Source organism: Vibrio sinaloensis (assembly GCF_023195835.1).
Classification (GTDB): Bacteria; Pseudomonadota; Gammaproteobacteria; order Enterobacterales; family Vibrionaceae; genus Vibrio; species Vibrio sinaloensis_C.
The window spans coordinates 1,919,710-1,941,235 of the sequence record NZ_CP096199.1 but is presented as its reverse complement, the minus strand read 5'-3'; the positions used below and the strand labels follow the sequence as shown (position 1 = coordinate 1,941,235).

The window sequence follows — 21,526 nt, the reverse complement described above, 5'->3', positions numbered from 1 at the left end:
TGCAACAAAGGGAATTTAACTACACTTGGCTCTCAGACGCTTTGAGTGCCTTCTCTTCATAATCAGAAGCCCAGTCGCGTAATGACTGCCAAATGCGACCTAGTGTCTCGTGCCAGTATCGCTCGGTTTGCTCTAGATAGACCGCTTTGGGGATGTATTTCGCCCAAGGTTGGGTCACTTTATCGTGCGCGAGATAGTTGGTCGGCGCAGGATAAGGTTTCAAACCAGCCGAATGAAATTCATTCAGTGCACGCGTCATATGGCTTGCCGAGGTGACCACGACCAGCTTTTTGGTGGACACAAAGGCAGCGGCTTGACGAGCCTCTTCCCAGGTGTCTTTGGCGGTTTCGAGTAAAATGATGTCCGATTTAGACACCCCAAGTGATAGCGCCACTTTCGCCATCATACGTGCGTTGCTCACCTCAGAGCCCCCCGAGTAACCCGATAGGATTAGCTTGGAACCAGGATAGATACGCATTATCCGAATGCCTTCAGCAAGGCGCATTAAACCGGTGCGACTCAGCTCTGAAGTCGGCGGGATTTTGTCATCGACGACGTGGCCACTGCCTAGCACCATCACATAGTCGATGGACTCATCAACGGGGAAGAATGCAGAGTAATGACGTTCTAGTGGCATTAATAATCGGGAAGAAACGGGTTGGAAGGCGATAAGAAAAATGCCGATAAAGGAGAACAGAACAATAAAGCAACCACTCTTTTGCTTACGGGTGAACATGATAAGCATCAGGCCAAACAGGCCAATGATCAACATGGCTGGAAGCGGCATGAGTAAAGAAGACACTACTTTTTTCAGCTCAAACATACTAAATAGTCCGAAAAAACATCAATTGATTATAATTTAAGAGAAAGCCTCTTTATTCCTGCTTTTCTTGTGACAGAATAGCAGCACGATTAGACATGATAACTCAAGCTGCTGTGACTGAAGACCGCAATTTCGACGATATTGCCCACAAATTTGCAAAAAATATATATGGCTCTGACAAAGGCGAGATTCGTCAAGTCATTGTTTGGGAAGATCTTCAACAACTACTGACCGCTGTCGCAGGCAGTGAAAACGGATTAGATATCTTGGATGCGGGCGGCGGGTTGGCACAAATGTCGCAAAAGCTTGCTCAGCTCGGACATCGGATTACATTATGTGATCTATCTTCTGAAATGCTGCAATTAGCTCAGCAGGATATTGCAAATAATGGTCTGCTTGAGCAGTATCGCTTCGTCCATTCACCGGTTCAATCTATTGAGCAACACCTCACTAAACAAGTGGATGTCGTACTGTTTCACGCGGTAATGGAATGGCTTGCAGACCCGAGACCCGCGCTTGAAACTGTCCTCAATCAGGTCAAGCCGGGGGGAATGGCCTCGGTGATGTTTTATAACCATCATGGATTGGTCTACAAAAATGTTGTGTGTGGCAATATCCCCCACGTGTTGGAGGGCATGCCGCATCGAAAACGATTTAAGTTACAGCCACAAAAAGGCTTAAAGCCGGAGCAGGTCTATCAATGGATAGAGCAAGCTGGGTTCACAATTTGTGGCAAGTCTGGAATCCGCTGTTTTAGCGATTACATTGGTGATCGCCAATATATGGGGGATTACCAGCCAGAAGATGTGTTGGCACTAGAAAGACAATTGTGCAGACAAGAGCCGTACCTCTCGTTAGGCCGATACATACATGTATGGGCACAGAAGAAAGATAAGCAGGACTAACAATGAGTGAGATGACTCTAAATGCTGCAGAGCAGCCGATCGATGAGTTGGTCGGTTGGGTCAAACAGCACGATTTCTCATTGAACCTATCCAATGAACGCCTCGCATTCTTGATTGCGATCGCGGTATTGAGTAACGAAAGGTTTGATGAAGAATTGGGTGAAGGTGAATTGCACGACGCATTCACTATCGTTACCCGCCTGTTCGCCGATACGGGCGAGGCGTCAGCGTTTCGCGCCAACAACGCGATCAATGAGTTGGTCAAGCAGCGCTTGATCAGTCGCTTTACCAGTGAAATCAATGAAGGTGCGAGTATTTATCGCTTGTCGCCGCTGGCGATTGGCATTACCGATTACTACGTACGCCACCGAGAGTTTTCTAAACTCAAACTCTCAATTCAGCTGTCGATGGTGGCGGATGAAATGGCGAAAGCGATTGAATCGGCAAGGCAAGGCGGCACCCCCGGCCATTGGCGCAAAAATGTTTATGGTGTGCTCAAGTACTCTGTAGGTGAGATTTTCGACCAAATCGACCTTAACCAAAGGGTGATGGATGAGCAGCAGCAGTCGGTCAAAATCCAAATTGCCGAGCTGCTTAACAAAGACTGGCGCGATGCCATCAATAACTGTGAAGCCTTGTTGTCAGAAACCTCGAATACCTTAAAAGAGCTTCAAGACACCCTCCAAGCGGCAGGCGACGAGCTACAAACGCAAATTCTCGATATCCAAGAGCTGGTCTATGGCGACGAAGAGTTAGAGTTTATCGCCGAGACACTATTTGGTTTGCAGATGAAACTCGACCGAATCACCAGTTGGGGACAACAAGCGATTGACCTATGGATAGGCTACGATCGCCACGTACATAAGTTTATTCGAACCGCTATTGATATGGACAAAAACCGAGCATTCAGCTCGCGTCTACGTCAGTCGGTCAAAGACTACTTTGATATGCCTTGGTATCTGACTTATGCCGATGCCGAGCGTCTAACAGATCTTCGTGACGAGGCCCTAGTGCTTAGGGATGATGAGGTGACTGGCCAAGTCCCACTTGAAGTGGAATACGAAGAATTTCAACAGGTCAACGATGAGTTGTCTGAGCGAATCGGCCGCATGCTGACCGTGCATAAACAGCAGGGCACGCCGATTGACTTAGGTTTGGTTCTACGCGACTACCTAGCTCAACACCCACACACTCATCATTTTGATTTAGCCCGAATTGTTATCGATCAAGCCGTGCGTTTAGGGTATTCCGAATCCGATTACCAAGCGATTCAACCTGACTGGCAAGCGATCAACGATTATGGTGCAAAGGTACAAGCAAATGTCATCGACCGATACTAATGAATACATGTCAGATAGCCTGGCAAAAGCAATTTCTAACCCTTTGTTCCCTGCGCTAGACAGTATGTTGCGTGCAGGACGTCATATCTCTAGCGACGATCTCGATAATCACGCTTTGTTGTCTGATTTTGAAGTTGAGCTGAGCTCTTTTTACCAACGCTACAACGCTGAACTGGTAAAAGCGCCTGAGGGATTTTTCTATCTTCGCCCACGTTCGACCTCGTTAATTGGTCGCAGCGTACTGTCTGAACTGGACATGCTGGTTGGCAAAGTATTGTGTTTCCTTTACTTGAGCCCAGAGCGTCTGGCTCATGAGGGCATCTTCACCAATCAAGAACTCTATGATGAGCTGTTGGCACTGGCTGATGAAGCTAAGTTAATGAAGTTGGTCACGCATCGTGCGTCGGGCTCCGATCTAGATAAAGAAAAACTGTTTGAGAAAGTGCGCACCTCGCTGCGTCGATTGCGCCGTTTGGGCATGATCATCAACATCGGAGAAACCGGCAAGTTCAGTATTAGCGAGTCGGTGTTTCGCTTTGGTGCTGACGTGCGCGTCGGTGATGACATGCGCGACGCTCAGCTACGCCTGATTCGAGATGGTGAAGCAGTTGTCCATACCAAAGAGCCAAGCCAAGGCAGTTTATTAGAGCAAGCAGACGATGAGTCAGAAGAGCAAGAGATGATGAAAGAGGGCGAAGCATGATTGAACGTGGTAAATATCAATCGCTGACCATGGTCAACTGGAACGGCTTTTTTGCGCGTACCTTCGATATTGATGGCTTAGTGACAACTCTCTCAGGTGGTAACGGTGCAGGTAAATCGACCACCATGGCGGCATTTATCACCGCATTGATTCCAGACCAAACCTTGCTGCACTTTCGTAACACCACGGAAGCCGGTAGCAATCAGTCCTCACGCGATAAAGGGCTTTACGGTAAGCTGCAAGCGGGGGCCTGTTATGCCGCCTTGGATGTGGTTAACTCGCGTCATCAACGACTGCTGTTTGCCGTCAAATTGCAGCAGGTGGCGGGACGTGACAAGAAAGTGGATATTAAGCCATTCGTTATCCAAGGTCTGCCAAGCCATGTGAAGCCGACTGATGTGCTGATCGAAAGCGTCTCAGACACTCAAGCGCGTGTTCGGCAAATTAATGAAGTAAAACAAGCGGTTGCTGAGTTTGAAGGTGTGCAATTTAAAGCCTTCTCTTCGATTGTCGATTACCACGCGCAAATGTTCGAGTTTGGTGTGATTCCAAAGAAACTGCGCAACTCCAGCGACCGTTCTAAATTCTATCGCTTAATTGAAGCCTCGCTCTACGGCGGGATCTCCAGCGCCATCACTCGTTCACTGCGTGACTATTTGTTGCCACAAAATGGTGGCGTTAAAAAAGCTTTCCAAGACATGGAATCGGCGCTGCGCGAAAACCGCATGACACTGGAAGCGATCAAAACCACTCAAGCCGATCGCGACCTGTTTAAACATCTAATTACCGAATCGACCAACTATGTAGCCGCCGATTACATGCGTCATGCCAACGATCGCCGCAACAAACTCGAACAAACCTTGTCGTTGCGTTCTGAGCTATTTAGTTCACGTGAGGTATTGCATGAGCAAAACAGCTTGCTTAATCGAGTGCAAGAAGAGTTGGAGCTATTGATTGAGTCGGAATCATCGCTCGAGCAAGATTTTCAAGCGGCTTCGGACCACTTGCAGCTAGTGCAAAATGCACTGCGCCAGCAAGAGAAGATTGAGCGCTACCAAGAAGATCTTGAGGAGCTCAGTGAGCGCCTTGAAGAGCAGATGATGGTGGTCGAAGAAGCGCAAGAGCGGGTAATGATGGCCGAAGAGCAAGCCACCCTCGCCGAAGACGAAGTCGATAGCTTGAAAACCCAATTGGCCGATTACCAACAGGCGCTGGATGTGCAGCAAACCCGTGCGTTGCAATATCAGCAAGCGGTGCAAGCTCTGGACAAGGCCAAGCAGCTATTGGGCGATGAAAGTCTTACGGCAGAATCGGCGCAAGCGCTGGTGGCTGAGCTTAAAAACCAAGAAGCGGAGCGTACCAACCGATTGTTGTCGCTCAAGCACAAGCTAGACATGTCTTCAGCCGCCGCGCAGCAATTTGACACTGCTTTGCAGCTGGTACAGAGCATTGTCGGGCCCGTTGCGCGTCAAGAGGCTGCAGATCAAGCCAAGCAGGTGCTAGTAAAAGCACGTGACGCTCAGCAAGTGGTACAAAACGAACAGCAATGGCGAGCGCAGCATCGTGACCTTGAGCGCCGCTTGGATCAGCAGCGCCAAGCTCGTGAGTGGGCGACCCAGTACCATAAGCAGTATCAAGTAGAGCTCAGCAGCGAAATGGTCTTTGAGCAAGAGCGTGAACGTCACGCGCTGCAGCTTGAAAGTTTACAAGCGGCTCAGGATGAGCTCCGTGACCAACGCAGCGAGCAACGCCGCCTTGAACAAGACGCATCGGCTGAAATCAGTAAATTAGAAGCGCTCGCCCCAACCTGGATTGCGGCCAACGACGCGTTGCAGACCTTGCGCGAGCAAAGTGGTGCTGAGCTTGAAAGTAACTCGGCAGTCATGACGCAGATGCAGCTTGTGCTTGAGCAGGAGAAGCAGCTCTCCCTCGCCAAAGACAAGTTGGCTGAGCGTCGTCAACAGCTCGAAGGTGAAATTGAGCGTCTTGCCTCACCGGGCGGCTCTAATGATCCTCGTCTGAAAGGGCTGGCCGATACCTTAGGTGGTGTGCTTTTATCTGAGATCTATGATGACATTACCATTGATGATGCGCCTTACTTTAGTGCTATGTATGGTCCTGCGCGTCATGCGATTGTGGTATCAGATTTGTCTGACATTGAGCAAAAACTGGTCGAGTTAGACGATTGTCCAGAAGACCTTTACATCATTGAAGGTGACATCGACGCTTTTGACGACAGCACCTTTGATGCCGAAGAGCTTGAAGGCGCGGTGTGCGTGCGCATGAATCAGCGTCAGATGCGCTACTCGCGTTTGCCTGAGATCCCACTGTTTGGTCGTGCGGCCCGAGAGCAGCGTTTGGAGCTGCTACGAAACGAACGTGAAGACGTGGTAGAGGCGCATGCGAAGGCGGCATTTGACGCACAAAAAATGCAGCGACTCTATCAAGCGTTCAACCAGTTTGTTGCTAAACACATTCATGTGGCGTTTGAGGCCGATCCAGAGCAAGCGCTAGTGACTCAGCGTGATAAGCGCAATCAGATTGCTCGTGCGCTGTCTGATTTAGAGAGTCAAGAGCAACAGCATCGCTCGCAGCAACAACTGAGCAAACAAGCGTTGGCGTTACTCGACAAGCTGGCGTCTACCATGTCGCTACTTGAAGACGAGACTCTGTCCCAACGCTTTGACGAGCTGGAGCAGAAGATCGAGCAGTTAGTTGAGGCCAAAGCGTTTTTGAGTCAACACGCGAAATCCGTGGCTGAGCTAGAGCAAGTTATTGGCTCGCTTGACGCAGACCCAGAGCAGTTTGATGCACTTGAGGCACAATATCACGCCGCCGATCAGCAGTTGCAAAGTCTTAAAAAGCAAATCTTTGCCTTGGCTGATTTGGTTGAGCGCCGCCACTATTTTGCTTACTCGGATTCGGTCGACCTTCTTAACCAGAGCAGCGAGCTGAGTGAGCAACTCAAAGCCAAGCTTGGCCAAGCAGAACAGCTGCGTACTCGCGCTCGCGAAGAGCTCAAGCAAGCTCAAAGCCAGATTAACCAATACAACCAAGTATTGGCGTCATTGAAGAGCTCTCATCAAGCCAAACAAGAGACGGTCCAAGAGTTTAAGCAAGAGCTACAAGAGTATGGTGTGACTGCAGATGAAGGAGCGGCAGAACGCGCGATGCGACGTCGTGACGAGCTCAATGAGCGCTTACATACTTCTCGTAGCCGTAAGAGCGAATACGAGCGCACCATCACCTCAACCGAACTTGAGATGAAAGCCTTGGCTAAACGCCTGAAGAAAGTGCAGAAAGAGTATGTAGAGCTGCGCACTTTTGTTGTCGCAGCCAAAGCCGGTTGGTGCTCAGTTCTGCGATTGGCGCGAGAGAATGATGTAGAGCGCAGGCTCCACAAGCGTGAGTTAGCTTACCTGTCGGATAACGAGTTGCGTTCTATGTCGGACAAATCACTCGGCGCGCTTCGTTTAGCGGTAGCGGATAACGACGATCTGCGTGATGCGCTGCGTCTTTCGGAAGACAACGCTCGTCCTGAGCGTAAGGTATTGTTCTATATCGCGGTTTACCAACATCTTCGTGAGCGCATTCGTCAGGATATTATCCGCACCGATGATCCTGTTGAAGCGATTGAAGAGATGGAGGTCGAGCTTGCTCGTTTAACCGAAGAGCTCACTCAACGCGAACATCGCTTAGCCATCAGCTCTGACTCTGTGGCCAGCATCATCAAGAAGACGATTCAACGCGAACAAAATCGTATTCGTATGCTCAACCAAGGTCTGTCGAACATTTCGTTTGGCCAGGTGAAAGGCGTGCGTCTGAACGTGAAAATTCGTGAGAGTCATGAGGTACTACTCAATGGTCTTTCTGCTGGACAAGAGCAACACAAAGACTTATTCGAGTCATCACGTTATACCTTCTCAGAAGCCATGGCGAAGTTGTTCCAGCGTGTCAATCCACACATCGACATGGGGCAGCGTTCGCCGCAAGTTCTCGGTGAGGAGCTACTGGACTACCGTAACTACCTAGAGTTGAGCGTTGAGGTAAACCGTGGCTCTGATGGCTGGTTACAGGCTGAGTCTGGTGCGCTATCGACCGGTGAGGCGATTGGTACAGGTCAATCGATTCTGTTAATGGTGGTCCAAAGCTGGGAAGAGGAGTCGCGTCGACTGCGCAGTAAAGACATTGTTCCTTGTCGTTTGTTGTTCTTGGATGAGGCGGCTCGTCTGGATGCGAAATCGATCTCAACGCTGTTTGAGCTATGTGACCGACTGGATATGCAGTTGCTCATTGCAGCCCCAGAGAACATCAGTCCGGAGAAAGGCACCACCTACAAACTGGTGCGTAAAGTGTTCAAAGATCACGAGCACGTGCATGTGGTCGGCCTACGCGGTTTTGGCCAAGAGCAAAAAAACAAGCGAGACATTCAACAACTGGTTGAAGAACTCTAAAAAAGCGCCCACCAAATGGTGGGCGTTGTTGTAAGTCGTGTTAGGTTAGGTGCCAACCATATATCTACTCAGTTTGATATACTGCAGATATCGGTATTAAAGGGAATGATTATGAATGCATTAGTACAACCTCAACCACCGTCACAGCAGGCCACTGACTCGAAGTCACAGGTACAGCAGTGGTTCACAGCACTGGAGGTAGGATACCGCAATGAATCTATGCCGGCGTTTGAGGTAAGGAAACAGCGTTTGGTCGCGTTGAAGACGCAATTGCGCCGCTATCAAGACAAACTTGCCGAGGCGATGAGCGACGATTTCGGCGGGCGCAGTGAAACAGAGTCGAAAATGGCCGATGTGCTGGCGCCGATCTTGGACATCAACCATGTGCTGCGTCATCTCAAAGGTTGGATGAAGCCTAAACGCCGTCCGACCGAGTGGTTATTCAAAGGCAACAAGCTACAAGTTCGTTATCAACCCAAAGGTGTGGTCGGCATCATTTGTCCTTGGAATTTTCCAGTGTATCTGTCGATTGGCCCACTGATCACGGCACTGGCCGCAGGTAACCGCTGCATGATAAAAATGCCGCCAAACTGCCCAAATACTGCTCGGGTTCTTGAGCAAATGCTGGCGGAAGTTTTCCCCGATGATCTAGTACGTATTGTCCCGGGCGATCATCCGCAAGCGATGGAAATCTCGCATTTGCCGTTTAATCACTTGGTGTTCACTGGGTCGCCGAACAGCGGCAAGCTCATTATGGCCAATGCCGCTGCAAACCTCACGCCGGTCACACTGGAATTGGGTGGCAAATCGCCAGCGATAGTTGCGCAGGACTACGATGTGAGTAAAGCGGCTCAGCGTTTGGCCCATGGCAAGGGATTCAATTCAGGGCAAATTTGTATCGCACCCGATTATGCCTTTGTGCATGAAAGCAAACTGGATGCGTTTGTCAGCGCGTTGCGTGACGCTCATGTCGCTATGTATCAACAGATTAAAGGCAATGACGATTGCACTTCATTAGTTGATGAGCCTCAACAGCAGCGTTTTCACGCACTGCTTGATGACGCGAAGCAAAAGGGCGCTAACATTGTTCAGTGTTTAGCTGAAGGGGAAGGGCGTAAAACGCCACTCTATATCGCAACCAACCTCAGTGCGGATATGCGTATTTGCCAAGAGGAAATCTTTGGTCCGCTACTCCCGGTGCACAGCTATACAGACATTGAGCAAGTGTTAGAGTACATCAACGATAGGCCCAGGCCACTCGCTTGTTATTTGTTTACCCACAACGCAGCTCTGCGTGAGAAGATTTTGGTTCAAACTCATAGCGGCGGTGTCACTATTAATGATTGGGGATGGCACGTGCTCAACCACTCGGTTCCGTTTGGCGGGATCGGCAATTCTGGCATCGGAAACTACCATGGCGAAGAGGGTTTTCGTGAGCTGAGCCATGCGCGAAGTGTGTTGCAGATGCGAGAGTGGTTCCCAATTTCACTGTTTACGCCGCCTTACGGCACTTGGGTGCAGAAATTAGTGGTGAAATTGTTCGTCGGTAAATCTGACCCTACACTGTAATCAACAAAAAATAGCCGCTTGTAGAAACGGCTATTTTTATCCAGATTTGAAAAGTGGGAGCGTTACGCGGTGACTTCTTTGGCAAAGATACCAAATTGCTTCGCTGCGTACGCGACCCGTTCGGCAGGTTTTGGATATTCGGCTGGCGAGCCCAGGCTCTCAATATGATGCAGGCGAGGCAATAAACCGGCGCCATTGGCAATCTGAATCGCCAACCCAGGTCGAGCATTGAGCTCAAGTACCATAGGGCCCTCTTCCTTATCGAGCACCATATCCGTACCCATGTAGCCTAGCCCGGTCATTTCCCAAGCACTCGAGGCCAAAATCAGTAACCGCTCCCAATGGGGCACTTTCAGCGTTGATAGCTCTTTGCCGGTATCGGGGTGGTGAGTGATAGGGTGGTCAAACTGAACCGCGCGTACAGCGCGACCGGTGGCAATGTCAATACCAACCCCAACCGCTCCTTGGTGCAGGTTGGCTTTACCATCCGAAGCGGCGGTCGAGCAACGCATCATCGCCATGACAGGGTAGCCTTTAAATACGATAATGCGCACATCTGGCACCCCTTCGTAGCTAAAACCATCAAAGCAGTTGTCGAACTTAATCAGGTTTTCCACCACAGCCACATCGTTTTTGCCCCCGAGAGAAAACAGCCCGGCTAAAGCATTACTGATATGGCGCTCGACGTCTTCTTGGTTGATGGTCGCTCCAGACGGTTTGGTATAGACCCCATCTTTGTGGGAAACAATCACCAAAATGCCTTTGCCACCACTACCTTGGGCGGGCTTTATCACAAAGCCGGGCCAATTCTTTACCATGTTGTGGATGGTTTTCACTTCTGCCTGATTGCTGATCACACCAATCAGTTCAGGAGTGGTTGCACCGTGCTGCTGGGCGATGATCTTGGTTTTCAACTTATCATCGACCAAAGGATATTTAGAGCGATCATTGTAGCGACCAATATAACTATGGTTGCGCTTGTTCATTCCCATAATGCCCTTATGGCGCAGTTTGCCCGGTGAAGTAAACTGCTCAGCAAAACGTGAAAGCATAATCAGTCCTCCGCCAATGGCTTAAAGCGACGAAGCTCAGTGAGGCGATAGCCTGTGTAGGTACCTAAGAGCAAAATTGCCGCTAAGACGATCAATTGCAATCCGATAAAGTTAAAGGTCAAATGCTGAATAAACGGGTTGGTCATCGCTAAGTAGACCAGCACTGCGGTAAGCAGTGAGCCGCCGCCTTGCATCAACACCTCTTTTGCTCCTTCTTCCTCCCACAGGATCGACATTCGCTCGATGGTCCAAGACAGGATGATCATTGGGAAGAAGGTAATCGAGAGACCTTCAGTGAGACCAATCTTGAACGCCACCACGGTAAAGACAGAAATGATCATAATCACCGTAATGATGACCGCAGAAATCCGCGCAACCAGCAGCAAGTTGAGCTTAGACAGGTAGCTTCGGATTACCAAACCGGTGCCGACGATAAGCAGGAATCCGACAATACCCGTGACCAGTTGTGTCTGTACAAAGGCAACGGCGATAAGTACCGGCATAAAGGTGCCCGATGTTTTCAGACCTATGATGACGCGTAAGAACACCACAATTAGAGCACCGATCGGCACTAGCATAATGGTTTTGAACATTGCCTGCTCTTCAAGAGGCAAGCTGTGAATGGAGAAGTTAAGTAGCCCGTCGGCTTCCACTTTGTTGGCTGTGGCTTGGGAAGGCGTTACATCAAGAGCAATCATTGAGAAGTGCACTTGGCTGTTTTGTCCACCTACAAGGTCGAGCAAAGAGACGTTAGACTCATCCCAGACCAGAATATTGTCGGCGATGATCTGATTGATCTTGTTTGGGTTAAATAGCACCCAATTGCCACCATCCCACACTTGGTTCATGTGCTGAATGGTTTGGCGGCGTCGACCGTCTTCAAGCTCAATCACGCCGACCACTTTATTCGGGATTTTGGCGTAAGACAGAATGGCGTTGACCGCGTCGACTTTAGACATGCTGTTAAGCACCAGAGAGGCGTTTTGACTGTCTGTGTCGTTAAGCGATTTGATCAGTTCACGAGTAAAAGTGACATCATCGGCAGAGCGTTGGTTGGCACGTTCAATCAGTGCAATCGCCGCGGCTTCGACCGGACCCTCAAAAGCTGGTGCCTCGATCTGCTCGCTTGGGGGGGTAGGCTCAACTTTCGCGTTAGGGTCGACTAAAAATTGGGTTTTGTAGTAAATGGTTTGCGGACCGCTTGCTTGGCGAATAGACCACTCTGCTCGTCGTCCGGTTTCGGTATCAAGATAAGAGACGCCGTAACCGGAAGATGACGAGGACTCACTGATTAGAGTAAAGCCGGTTTGTGTATGAGGAGCCGCTAGCGAGGCTTTTACTGGCTTTGATTGACCATCAAACTCGATACGCGCTTCGATATCCCAAACTTGACGAGTTTCGCCCGGAGTCCATGGCACGCCGTAGTTTTGATGACGGAACATGCTCAAAGCGATGCCGGCCAAAATCAGTAGCACCACTGAAATATAAAAAGGAACTTTTGACGTCATAAATTCACGCTACCTTGATTGTTTTTGAGAAGAGGTCGCATGAATATACTGTTGACTAACATCAACGACTGCGATGTCACGAATAAACTCACGACCTAGAAGTATAGGATGACTCATTTGCGAGCGATCTGCCAAGGTAAATTGCGCTTTTTCATGGATTTTTCCGAGCCTTACCCATAACTGGACCACGGCACGTCGTTCCACCTCATCATTGCTCGATTGACGAATTTTTACAAAACGTATAATTGGCGCTTCGATCCAGTTGGTTTCGTCGAGTGGCGTTTTGCCATCAGAGAGGTGAAAACGTACCCAGTTTTTGCCGTTGCGCTCAAATTCTTGGATGTCTACCGCGTTGAGTGACGATGTCGCAGCGCCAGTATCGATGCGCGCATCAAACACTTGTTCAATTGAATCTATGGTGACTTTTTCTACTGCGCCGAGTAGTAGCTCGTTGCGCGGCGCAGGCGCGGGTAATGTAACAGGCTGTACTTGCACGGCTTTCGCCGTTTCACAGCGGTGTGCAAGTGACTCGTATTTGAAGTCTTTGAGTTCACTTTCCAGTTCACTCAAGCGCGTCTCCAAGCTTTCAATGTAGTCGTTTTGGCTGTTGAGATGGGTATTAAGATGTTGAAACTGTTCGGTTAGGTTGGTCTCAGACGACTCAATCGCTGCGATCGTTTGTTGGTGATACTTTTCACTATTGGTTAGGGTACAGCCAGATAGAAGAATAAGGGCTACGACGGGAAGAGTTTTTGTAAACATTGATTCGCCTAAGTCAGTTGTAATGGTGCGCTTGGTAATATCGAAGAATCGGTTGCTAATATTTTGATTGCTATAGGGTAAGTACAAAAAAGGATGCCATCACAGCATCCTTGATATTGTAAGTTGGATAACAGCAGAGAGGAATCCATTTACCAGCGGCTTGAGTTAACTCTCTGTCAATTCGTTACTTTTATGGCTTATTGGCAATCAACACCGCGCGTCTTGGCGCCGGGTGACCTTCCACCGTTTTGCTCGGGTCACTTGGGTCGAGGTAGTCAGGCAGCGAGTTGTGTGTCATCCATTCCGTCGTGCGCTGTTCGCCTGTCGTGGTGACGTTTTCATCAACAATACGTACATTTTCAAAGCCGACTTGTTCTAGCCACACCTTGAGGGCTCGCGCTGATGGGAAAAAGTAGACGTTGCGCATTTGTGCGTAGCGATCAACGGGCACCAGAACTGAGGTTTCATCGCCTTCAATCACCAACGTCTCTAACACCAACTCACCCCCAGATACGAGCTGATCTTTCAACTGAATCAGGTGATCCAGCGGCGAGCGGCGATGGTAGAGCACACCCATACTAAACACGGTATCGAAGGCTTCAAGTTGAGGCAGTTGCTCAATGCCGAGTGGCAGTAGGTGAGCACGTTGGTCATCGCCCATCAGTTTGCGAATCGCTTCAAATTGAATCAAAAACAGGTGGGAGGGATCGATACCGACCGTCAGACGTGCGCCTTCGCCGAGCATGCGCCACATGTGGTAACCATTGCCACAGCCAACGTCGAGCACACTACGATTCTTAAGCGGCGAAATATGTGGCAAGACTCGGTCCCATTTCCAATCGCTACGCCACTCTGTGTCAATATGAATACCATGCACGGTATAAGGACCTTTGCGCCACGGATGGAAAGTGCGCAGCAAGCTCTCGAGCTTTTTCAGCTCGCCGGGCGCCATCGGGGTGTCATTAGCAATGGTCACTGAGTGCTTGAGGTCGATTTGATTTGGCGCGCCATGCGGGATTTTGTTTAGCGCTTTGAGCCAGCGGCCAAAGTCACCATGCTCTGCAATCTGCCAATCGGTAAGTTGTTGAGGCAGGACGTTTAGCCACGGCTGAAGACGCGTATCTTGGGCGATCAACTGGTAAAAATTGGCAAAGTTAAACATAGATTTTTCACTGATAATTAATTAATAATTTGACGCGAAATGAGTACTAATAAACACTTTCTCGCTTCTCGCTTCTCGCTTCTCGCTTCTCGCTTCTCGCTTCTCGCTTCTCGCTTCTCGCTTCTCGCTTCTCGCTACTTAATCGCGAACATTGAGCCGAAGTTAAAACACTGGAACCAAATATCGAAGCTACTGAAACCGATCTTGGCAAAGCGGTCTTTGTGCTCTTGCTTGGAGTCAGGTCGCATCACATTTTCAATAGCACTGCGTTTTTGACTGATTTCCAACTCGCTGTATCCATTGGCACGTTTAAAGTCGTGGTGCAGATCGATCAGCAGTTCATTTGCGGCCTCGTCTTCGAAGACGAATTTTTCTGACAAAATCAAAATGCCACCAGGACGTAAGCCAGCATAGATTTTTTCTAGCAGGGTGTAGCGGTCTTCCGGTGAAAGAAACTGCAAAGTAAAGTTGAGTACCACGACAGAGGCATTCTCGATCTCAATATCGCGGATATCGGCTTCTACCACATCAACGGGAGTGTCACTGCGATACGCGTTTACGTGCAGTTTGCAGCGTTCTACCATCGCTGAAGAGTTGTCCACCGCGATGATCTTACACCCTTCCTGTTTTATATGGCGGCGCATCGATAGGGTTGCGGCTCCAAGAGAACAACCGAGATCGTAGATGTGAGTGTGTGGCTTAACGAAGCGCTCCGCCAGCATACCGATGGCTGAGATGATATTGCTATAACCGGGCACAGAGCGTTGAATCATATCCGGGAAGACTTCGGCAACACGCTCATCAAAGGTGAAATCGCCAATTTTATCGATTGGCGCTGAAAAAATGGTATCCGGGTTGCTTTTCGGGTTCATCGCGAAATTCTCATCACACATTAACCGCAGATGACTCGCACCTGCACCATAAAAAAGGCGCGTATTTTATGTGAAATCTACGCTCGTGTCATGTTTTGTGGTTATCTTCTTTAGAACATCTGGATTTGTGTGTTGCCATCGAGCGCAGGGAAGGGCGCTAAGTCAGGCAAAGTGACATGTTGTTGCAGCTGCTGATACAGATCGGCGGCAAGCTCAGGCGCCACAATGTTATCGGCTGTGTGGATCATGACATAGGGCTGCTTGCCTGCATTGATCCAGTCAGCCAGTTTGCTCAGCCACGGCGTAAAGAACTCAGCGTTGAGGTGCTGCTGTGGGTGACCAATAAACCGCACCATGGGGTGATTAGCGGTGGCAATAGCGTGTACCGGCACTTTAGGCTTCTTGTTTTGCGCGTCGATGATGGCTTCGGTGTCCGGTTTTGCGGCGAACACTGGCCGGCTGTCCATGATGATTCGATCGTATCCTTGCTCAACTAGCCAGTGATTGAGTGACTTTTCTGCATCGCCTTTGGCAAAAAAGGCAGGATGGCGCACCTCTACCCCAAGCGGGTAGTTAGGCGGGAATAGTGCGCAAAATCGCTTAAGTTGAGCCAAGTGCTCTGGGCCAAAAATGGCAGGCAGTTGCACTGTCCATTGACCAATGCGCTCATGCAAAGGCGCCATGATCGACATAAAGCTTTTTAACTCCGCCTGACAGCCTCGCAACATGTGCTGGTGAGTAATCGCTTGTGGCAGTTTGAATGTAAACCGAAACGCATCGTGGGTGGCGGCTTTCCAATTGTTTACCGTATTGGCGTTGGGGGTTGCGTAGAAAGTGGTATTGCCTTCAACGGTATGGAATACGCGAGCGTATTTCTCCAGCCTTTCACTGGTTTTGGTTCCGCTGCCATAAAAGCTTTGCTGCCAATTATTATGTGACCACATGGTCAGCCCTAATCGAAGCGGTAGTGGGTCCATGATTCTACTCTTTGTTTTTCATTCAAATCGGATCAATCAGAGCTTTGCCGAATGGCGCGGTAAAAGGCTATAATCAGCGCCATTCGATTCACTGGATGTCGGTTTTGCCTAGTTATTGGCGTAAAAAGCATCAACAGAGAATAAATCGCAATAAATTGTACGCTGAATAGTCGATCTAAACGCACTTTCAGCGTATAAATGGAACTTTGCTCTATCGGTAAATCTATCATCGATAGAGAGTAATCAACAAATTTAGAGAGATTGGGAAATTCATTATGCGTACCCATTACTGTGGTCACCTGAACAAGTCCCTTGCAGGACAAACTGTAGAACTTTGCGGCTGGGTTAACCGTCGCCGTGATTTAGGCGGTCTTATTTTTATTGATATGCGAGATCGTGAAGGCGTTGTTCAGGTTGTGGTCGACCCAGATATGGCGGACGCTTATGAAGTGGCCAACACGCTTCGTAATGAGTTCTGTATCAAACTAACCGGTGAAGTTCGTGTTCGTCCAGACAGCCAAGTCAATAAAGATATGGCGACGGGCGAAGTAGAGATCATCGCTAAAGGCCTAGAGATCATCAACCGCTCAGATGTGCTACCTCTAGACTTCAACCAGAAGAACTCAGAAGAGCAACGTCTGAAATACCGTTACCTCGACCTTCGTCGTCCAGAAATGAGTGATCGCATCAAGCTACGTGCTAAAGCGTCTAGCTTTGTTCGTCGCTTCCTTGACGACAACGGCTTCCTCGATATCGAAACGCCTGTACTGACCAAAGCGACGCCAGAAGGCGCACGTGACTATTTGGTACCGAGCCGTGTTCATAAAGGCAGCTTCTACGCGCTACCTCAATCTCCACAGCTATTCAAACAGCTGCTGATGATGTCGGGCTTTGATCGCTACTACCAAATCGTGAAGTGTTTCCGTGACGAAGACTTGCGTGCTGACCGTCAACCAGAATTCACCCAAATCGATATCGAAACGTCATTTATGACGGCAGACGAAGTACGTGCAACGACTGAGAAAATGGTTCGTGATATGTGGCAAGAGCTGCTAAACGTTGACCTTGGTGAGTTCCCAGTCATGCCGTTTAGTGAAGCGATGCGTCGTTTTGGCTCTGACAAGCCAGACCTGCGTAACCCACTTGAGCTTGTTGATGTCGCAGACCTAGTAAAAGACGTTGAGTTTAAAGTCTTCTCAGGTCCGGCTAACGACGAGAAAGGCCGTGTAGCCGTGATTCGCGTTCCGGGCGGTGCGTCGCTCACTCGTAAACAAATTGACGGTTACGGTGAGTTCGTAGGCATTTACGGTGCGAAAGGCTTGGCATGGATGAAGGTTAACGACCGCGCTGCTGGCATGGAAGGTGTCCAATCTCCAGTGGCTAAGTTCCTAAATGAAGAAGTGATCAACGGCATTCTTGACCGCACTCAAGCAGAGTCGGGCGATATCATCCTGTTTGGCGCAGACAAAGCTAACGTTGTAGCTGAAGCTATGGGTGCGCTGCGCCTTAAGTTAGGTAAAGACCTCGAGCTGACCGACGAGAACGCGTGGGCACCACTATGGGTTGTCGACTTCCCAATGTTTGAGGAAGATGACGAAGGCAACCTACACGCAATGCACCACCCATTCACGTCACCGCTTGGTGTGACTGCTGAAGAGCTAAAAGCCAACCCAGCGGCAGCCAACTCTAACGCTTACGATATGGTGTTAAACGGCTACGAAGTGGGCGGTGGTTCTGTCCGTATTCACAACGCAGAAATGCAGGCAGCCGTGTTTGATATTCTAGGTATCGATGCCGAGGAGCAGCAGCTTAAGTTTGGCTTCCTACTCGACGCACTTAAGTTCGGTACGCCTCCACATGCGGGTTTGGCATTCGGCCTTGACCGTTTGGTGATGCTACTGTGTGGTACGGAAAACATCCGTGATGTTATCGCATTCCCGAAAACAACCGCAGCATCATGTCTACTGACTGACGCTCCAAGCCTGGCTAATCCAGCCGCGCTTGAAGAGCTAGCGATTGCCGTTAAAGCGGCAGAGAAAAAAGAAGATTAAATTTTTGTCCTAACGGTTAGCTAAATAAAAACGGCGCTTCAATTGAAGCGCCGTTTTTATGTTTATCGAGATTGGAGCGACTTGTTTCCTTCTAAACCGTTATCTCTTTCCATTCGCCGGGCTGCAAGTTACCTAGCGTCACATCACCCATCGAATAACGAATTAAACGCAGTGTCGGATAGCCGATATGTGCGGTCATACGCCGCACTTGCCGATTACGGCCCTCAATAATAGTGATGGCTAGCCAAGTTGTTGGGATGTTGGCTCTGAAGCGAACGGGCGGGGTGCGCGCCCAAATATCAGGCTCGGCGATAATTTCAACTTGTGCGGGTAGCGTCATCCCATCTTTCAGTTTCACGCCGCGACGCAGTTGGTCAAGATCTTGCTCACTGGGTGCACCATCAACTTGAACCCAATAAGTTTTGGCTGATTTAGACGACGGCTGGGTCAGCTTGGCTTGCAAAATACCGTCGTTAGTGAGCACCATCAACCCTTCACTGTCTCGATCGAGGCGACCGGCAGCGTAAACGTCTTTGACTGGAATGTAGTCAGCGAGGGTTTTTCTTCCATCTCCATCAGTAAACTGGCTCAAGGTATCATAAGGTTTATTGAATACCAGTACCTTGCGTTCTGCTGCTGTCACTCGCGGTTTTTGTTTAATCGGTTTATGGCGCTTCTTAGCGCTGCTTGCCCGAGGTGAAATAGGGGATTTATTGCGTTTAAAACCAGACGATGGCTTGCTTTTAGAATTCGGCGCAGAGCCTCGACTTGAGCGTGGTGGCATGTTAACTACCTTGCAAAAATGTAAATAAAGTGTGTTTGAAAGTTTCTTAAATATCCAATTTAAGCTATCATTTGCGCGCCAAAAAACAGGATTGTCGAGCAAGATGATAGACTATTCTCTTGTTTTTGTTTAATTATAATTAATCGCTCTCATGGATGTCACTGGTCAGTGACGAAAACAACAAAGAGACGGACAAATCGCGACAAGTGAGGGGATGAAGCATCAACTTGTTAGCGGCCATTCACACAAGGCTACTCATCCGATGGCTTTGTTAGAACAATAGGGAAATTTCATGCCTACAGAAAAACCTACAATTATTTACACCATTACCGATGAAGCTCCTGCGCTAGCGACGTATTCACTACTACCGATTATTCAATCGTTTACCGCTTCTTCTGGTATTGATGTTGACACTCGCGATATCTCTCTGGCTGGGCGTATTATTGCTAACTTCCCAGAACATTTAACTGAAGAGCAGCGTATCGGCGATGCACTATCAGAGCTTGGTGAACTTGCTAAAACGCCACAAGCAAACATCATCAAACTGCCAAACATTTCAGCGTCAGTTCCTCAGTTGAAAGCGGCAATCAAAGAGCTGCAAGAGAAAGGTTACAACCTACCTAATTACCCAGAAGAGCCAAGCACGTACGAAGAAGAAGCGATCAAAGCAACGTACGACAAAATCAAAGGCAGTGCGGTAAACCCAGTATTGCGTGAAGGCAACTCAGACCGTCGTGCGCCTCTGTCTGTTAAGAACTACGCAAAGAAAAACCCGCATTCAATGGGGGCATGGTCTGCAGATTCCAAATCGCACGTAGCGAGCATGACAGACAAAGATTTCTTCGGCAGCGAAAAATCAGTCACGGTACAAGGTGCCACTGAGGTGAAAATTGAGTTCGTTGCAACAGATGGCTCAGTTAAGCAGCTCAAAGCGCCATTCCCAATTCAAGATCAAGAAATCATCGACTGCTCAGTGATGAACAAGAAAGCGCTGGTCGAGTTCTTCGAAGCGCAAATTGCTGAAGCCAAAGAGCAAGACGTTCTTTTATCACTTCACATGAAAGCCACCATGATGAAAGTGTCTGACCCTGTGATCTTTGGTCATGCGGTTAAGGTTTACTACAAAGATGTGTTTGCGAAATACGGTGAGCTATTCGACAAGCTCGGTGTAGATGTCAACAACGGTATCGGTGATGTTTACGCGAAGATCCAATCACTGCCTGCCGCTCAAAAAGAAGAGATCGAAGCCGCACTACAAGCGGTTTACCAAACTCAGCCTCCTCTAGCTATGGTGGACTCTGACCGCGGCATCACTAACCTGCATGTACCAAGTGACATCATTGTTGACGCGTCTATGCCTGCAATGTTGCGTTCTTCTGGTCAAATGTGGGGTCCAGACGGTAAGCAGAAAGACACCAAAGCGATGATCCCAGATCGTAGCTACGCGGGTATCTATCAAGCAGTTATCGATTTCTGTAAAGAGAACGGTGCTTTTGACCCAACAACTATGGGTAGCGTGCCAAACGTCGGTCTTATGGCGCAAAAAGCGGAAGAGTACGGCTCACACGACAAGACTTTCATCCTAGACGCCGCTGGCACAGTGCGTGTTGTTGATGCTTCTGGTGCTGTTCTACTAGAACAAGCAGTGGAACAGGGTGACATCTTCCGTATGTGCCAAGTGAAAGACGCACCAATCCAAGATTGGGTTAAGCTTGCCGTAAGCCGCGCGCGAGCGACAGGTGCGCCTGCGGTATTCTGGTTAGACGAAAACCGTGCCCATGATGCTGAGCTGATTAAGAAAGTTAACGCTTACTTACCACAGCATGATACCGATGGTTTGGAAATCAAGATTCTTGCCCCGCTAGAAGCGTGTCAGTACTCGCTGGTTCGCATCAAAGAAGGTCTAGATACGATTTCGGTAACGGGTAACGTACTGCGTGACTACCTTACTGACTTGTTCCCAATTCTTGAACTGGGTACCTCTGCTAAGATGCTGTCTATCGTTCCACTGATGAATGGCGGCGGTCTATTTGAAACTGGCGCTGGTGGTTCTGCACCTAAGCACGTTCAACAAGTAGAGAAAGAGAACCACCTACGTTGGGACTCACTGGGTGAGTTCTTGGCGCTAGCCGCGTCTCTTGAGCACCTAGGTACAGTCACTGGCAATGCCAAAGCGCAAGTGTTGGCTGAAGCCCTCGATAAGGCAACGGGTGAGTTCCTTGATAACAACAAGTCGCCATCGCGCCGCGTTGGCGAGCTTGATAACCGCGGTAGCCACTACTACCTCGCGACTTACTGGGCAAAAGCTCTGGCTGAGCAGACTCAAGACGCAGACCTCGCGGCTGAGTTTGCACCAATCGCTAAAGCGCTGGCTGAGAACGAAGAGACTATCGTCTCTGAGCTGAACCAAGCTCAAGGTGTTCCTGGCGACCTAGGTGGCTACTATGCACCGGTTGCAGAGAAAGCAGCCAGCTTGATGCGTCCGAGCAACACATTGAACATGATTATTGGTAAATAATCGTTCGTCATCATGTAAAAAACCCGCTGAATAGCGGGTTTTTTTA

Annotated in this window: 15 protein-coding genes; 7 read left to right on the top strand and 8 right to left on the bottom strand. The window is 49.2% G+C overall.

Translation table 11 applies throughout. The annotated features are described in order from the left end of the window. Nucleotides 1-19 precede the first annotated feature (19 nt). Entirely contained in the window at nt 20-823 is an 804-nt protein-coding gene (elyC, locus tag MTO69_RS08775; RefSeq protein WP_248328419.1) for an envelope biogenesis factor ElyC, read from the bottom strand. A 95-nt stretch (nt 824-918) separates the two neighbouring features. Here elyC and cmoM point away from each other — a divergent pair, with 95 nt between their 5' ends. The 5 genes from cmoM to MTO69_RS08750 all read left to right on the top strand — a co-directional run bounded on the left by cmoM (nt 919) and on the right by MTO69_RS08750 (nt 9,794). Continuing rightward, nucleotides 919-1,728 carry a tRNA uridine 5-oxyacetic acid(34) methyltransferase CmoM gene (gene cmoM / locus MTO69_RS08770; protein ID WP_248328417.1) on the top strand — a complete coding sequence of 270 codons (810 nt, stop codon included), beginning with the start codon at nt 919-921 and terminating at the stop codon, nt 1,726-1,728. 2 nt (nt 1,729-1,730) lie between these two features. After that, on the top strand, nt 1,731-3,068 hold the full coding sequence (gene mukF / locus MTO69_RS08765; protein WP_248328415.1) for a chromosome partition protein MukF: 1,338 nt from the start codon (nt 1,731-1,733) through the stop codon (nt 3,066-3,068). Then, nucleotides 3,049-3,771, top strand: a complete 723-nt coding sequence (mukE, locus tag MTO69_RS08760; protein WP_248328413.1) for a chromosome partition protein MukE — start codon at nt 3,049-3,051, stop codon at nt 3,769-3,771. The genes mukF and mukE overlap by 20 nt, the downstream gene beginning before the upstream one ends. After that, the gene (gene mukB, locus MTO69_RS08755; protein WP_248328411.1) at nt 3,768-8,225 is read left to right on the top strand and encodes a chromosome partition protein MukB; all 4,458 of its coding nucleotides are present in this window, start codon (nt 3,768-3,770) and stop codon (nt 8,223-8,225) included. Before mukE ends, mukB begins: the two co-directional genes overlap by 4 nt. Before the next feature lie 111 nt (nt 8,226-8,336). Next, complete coding sequence (locus tag MTO69_RS08750; RefSeq protein WP_248328409.1) at nt 8,337-9,794, top strand: coniferyl aldehyde dehydrogenase; 1,458 nt, start codon at nt 8,337-8,339, stop codon at nt 9,792-9,794. A gap of 62 nt (nt 9,795-9,856) precedes the next feature. Here the strand turns inward: MTO69_RS08750 and MTO69_RS08745 are convergent, their stop codons facing one another. The 6 genes from MTO69_RS08745 to MTO69_RS08720 all read right to left on the bottom strand — a co-directional run bounded on the left by MTO69_RS08745 (nt 9,857) and on the right by MTO69_RS08720 (nt 16,127). After that, nucleotides 9,857-10,846: an alpha-L-glutamate ligase-like protein gene (locus MTO69_RS08745; protein WP_248328407.1), complete on the bottom strand. Its 990-nt coding sequence runs from the start codon at nt 10,844-10,846 to the stop codon at nt 9,857-9,859. 2 nt (nt 10,847-10,848) lie between these two features. Further along, entirely contained in the window at nt 10,849-12,354 is a 1,506-nt protein-coding gene (locus MTO69_RS08740; RefSeq protein ID WP_248328405.1) for an inactive transglutaminase family protein, read from the bottom strand. Nucleotides 12,355-12,363: 9 nt separating this feature from the next. After that, nucleotides 12,364-13,116, bottom strand: a complete 753-nt coding sequence (locus tag MTO69_RS08735; RefSeq protein ID WP_248328403.1) for an ATP-dependent zinc protease family protein — start codon at nt 13,114-13,116, stop codon at nt 12,364-12,366. A gap of 190 nt (nt 13,117-13,306) precedes the next feature. Then, nucleotides 13,307-14,278 carry a tRNA 5-methoxyuridine(34)/uridine 5-oxyacetic acid(34) synthase CmoB gene (cmoB, locus tag MTO69_RS08730; RefSeq protein WP_248328401.1) on the bottom strand — a complete coding sequence of 324 codons (972 nt, stop codon included), beginning with the start codon at nt 14,276-14,278 and terminating at the stop codon, nt 13,307-13,309. A 134-nt stretch (nt 14,279-14,412) separates the two neighbouring features. Then, nucleotides 14,413-15,150, bottom strand: coding sequence for a carboxy-S-adenosyl-L-methionine synthase CmoA (gene cmoA / locus MTO69_RS08725; protein WP_248328399.1), 738 nt, complete (start codon nt 15,148-15,150; stop codon nt 14,413-14,415). A 110-nt stretch (nt 15,151-15,260) separates the two neighbouring features. After that, entirely contained in the window at nt 15,261-16,127 is an 867-nt protein-coding gene (locus MTO69_RS08720) for a DUF72 domain-containing protein (protein ID WP_248328397.1), read from the bottom strand. Nucleotides 16,128-16,402: 275 nt separating this feature from the next. Here MTO69_RS08720 and aspS point away from each other — a divergent pair, with 275 nt between their 5' ends. Next, a complete protein-coding gene (aspS, locus tag MTO69_RS08715; protein WP_248328395.1) occupies nt 16,403-18,178 on the top strand; it encodes an aspartate--tRNA ligase in 1,776 nt (591 codons plus the stop codon). A 91-nt stretch (nt 18,179-18,269) separates the two neighbouring features. Here aspS and MTO69_RS08710 read toward each other — a convergent pair whose 3' ends face one another. Further along, on the bottom strand, nt 18,270-18,962 hold the full coding sequence (locus MTO69_RS08710) for a pseudouridine synthase (protein WP_248328393.1): 693 nt from the start codon (nt 18,960-18,962) through the stop codon (nt 18,270-18,272). Nucleotides 18,963-19,254: 292 nt separating this feature from the next. Between MTO69_RS08710 and MTO69_RS08705 the strand changes: the two genes are divergently transcribed. Continuing rightward, nucleotides 19,255-21,480 carry an NADP-dependent isocitrate dehydrogenase gene (locus MTO69_RS08705; RefSeq protein WP_248328391.1) on the top strand — a complete coding sequence of 742 codons (2,226 nt, stop codon included), beginning with the start codon at nt 19,255-19,257 and terminating at the stop codon, nt 21,478-21,480. The last annotated feature ends 46 nt before the right edge of the window (nt 21,481-21,526 follow it).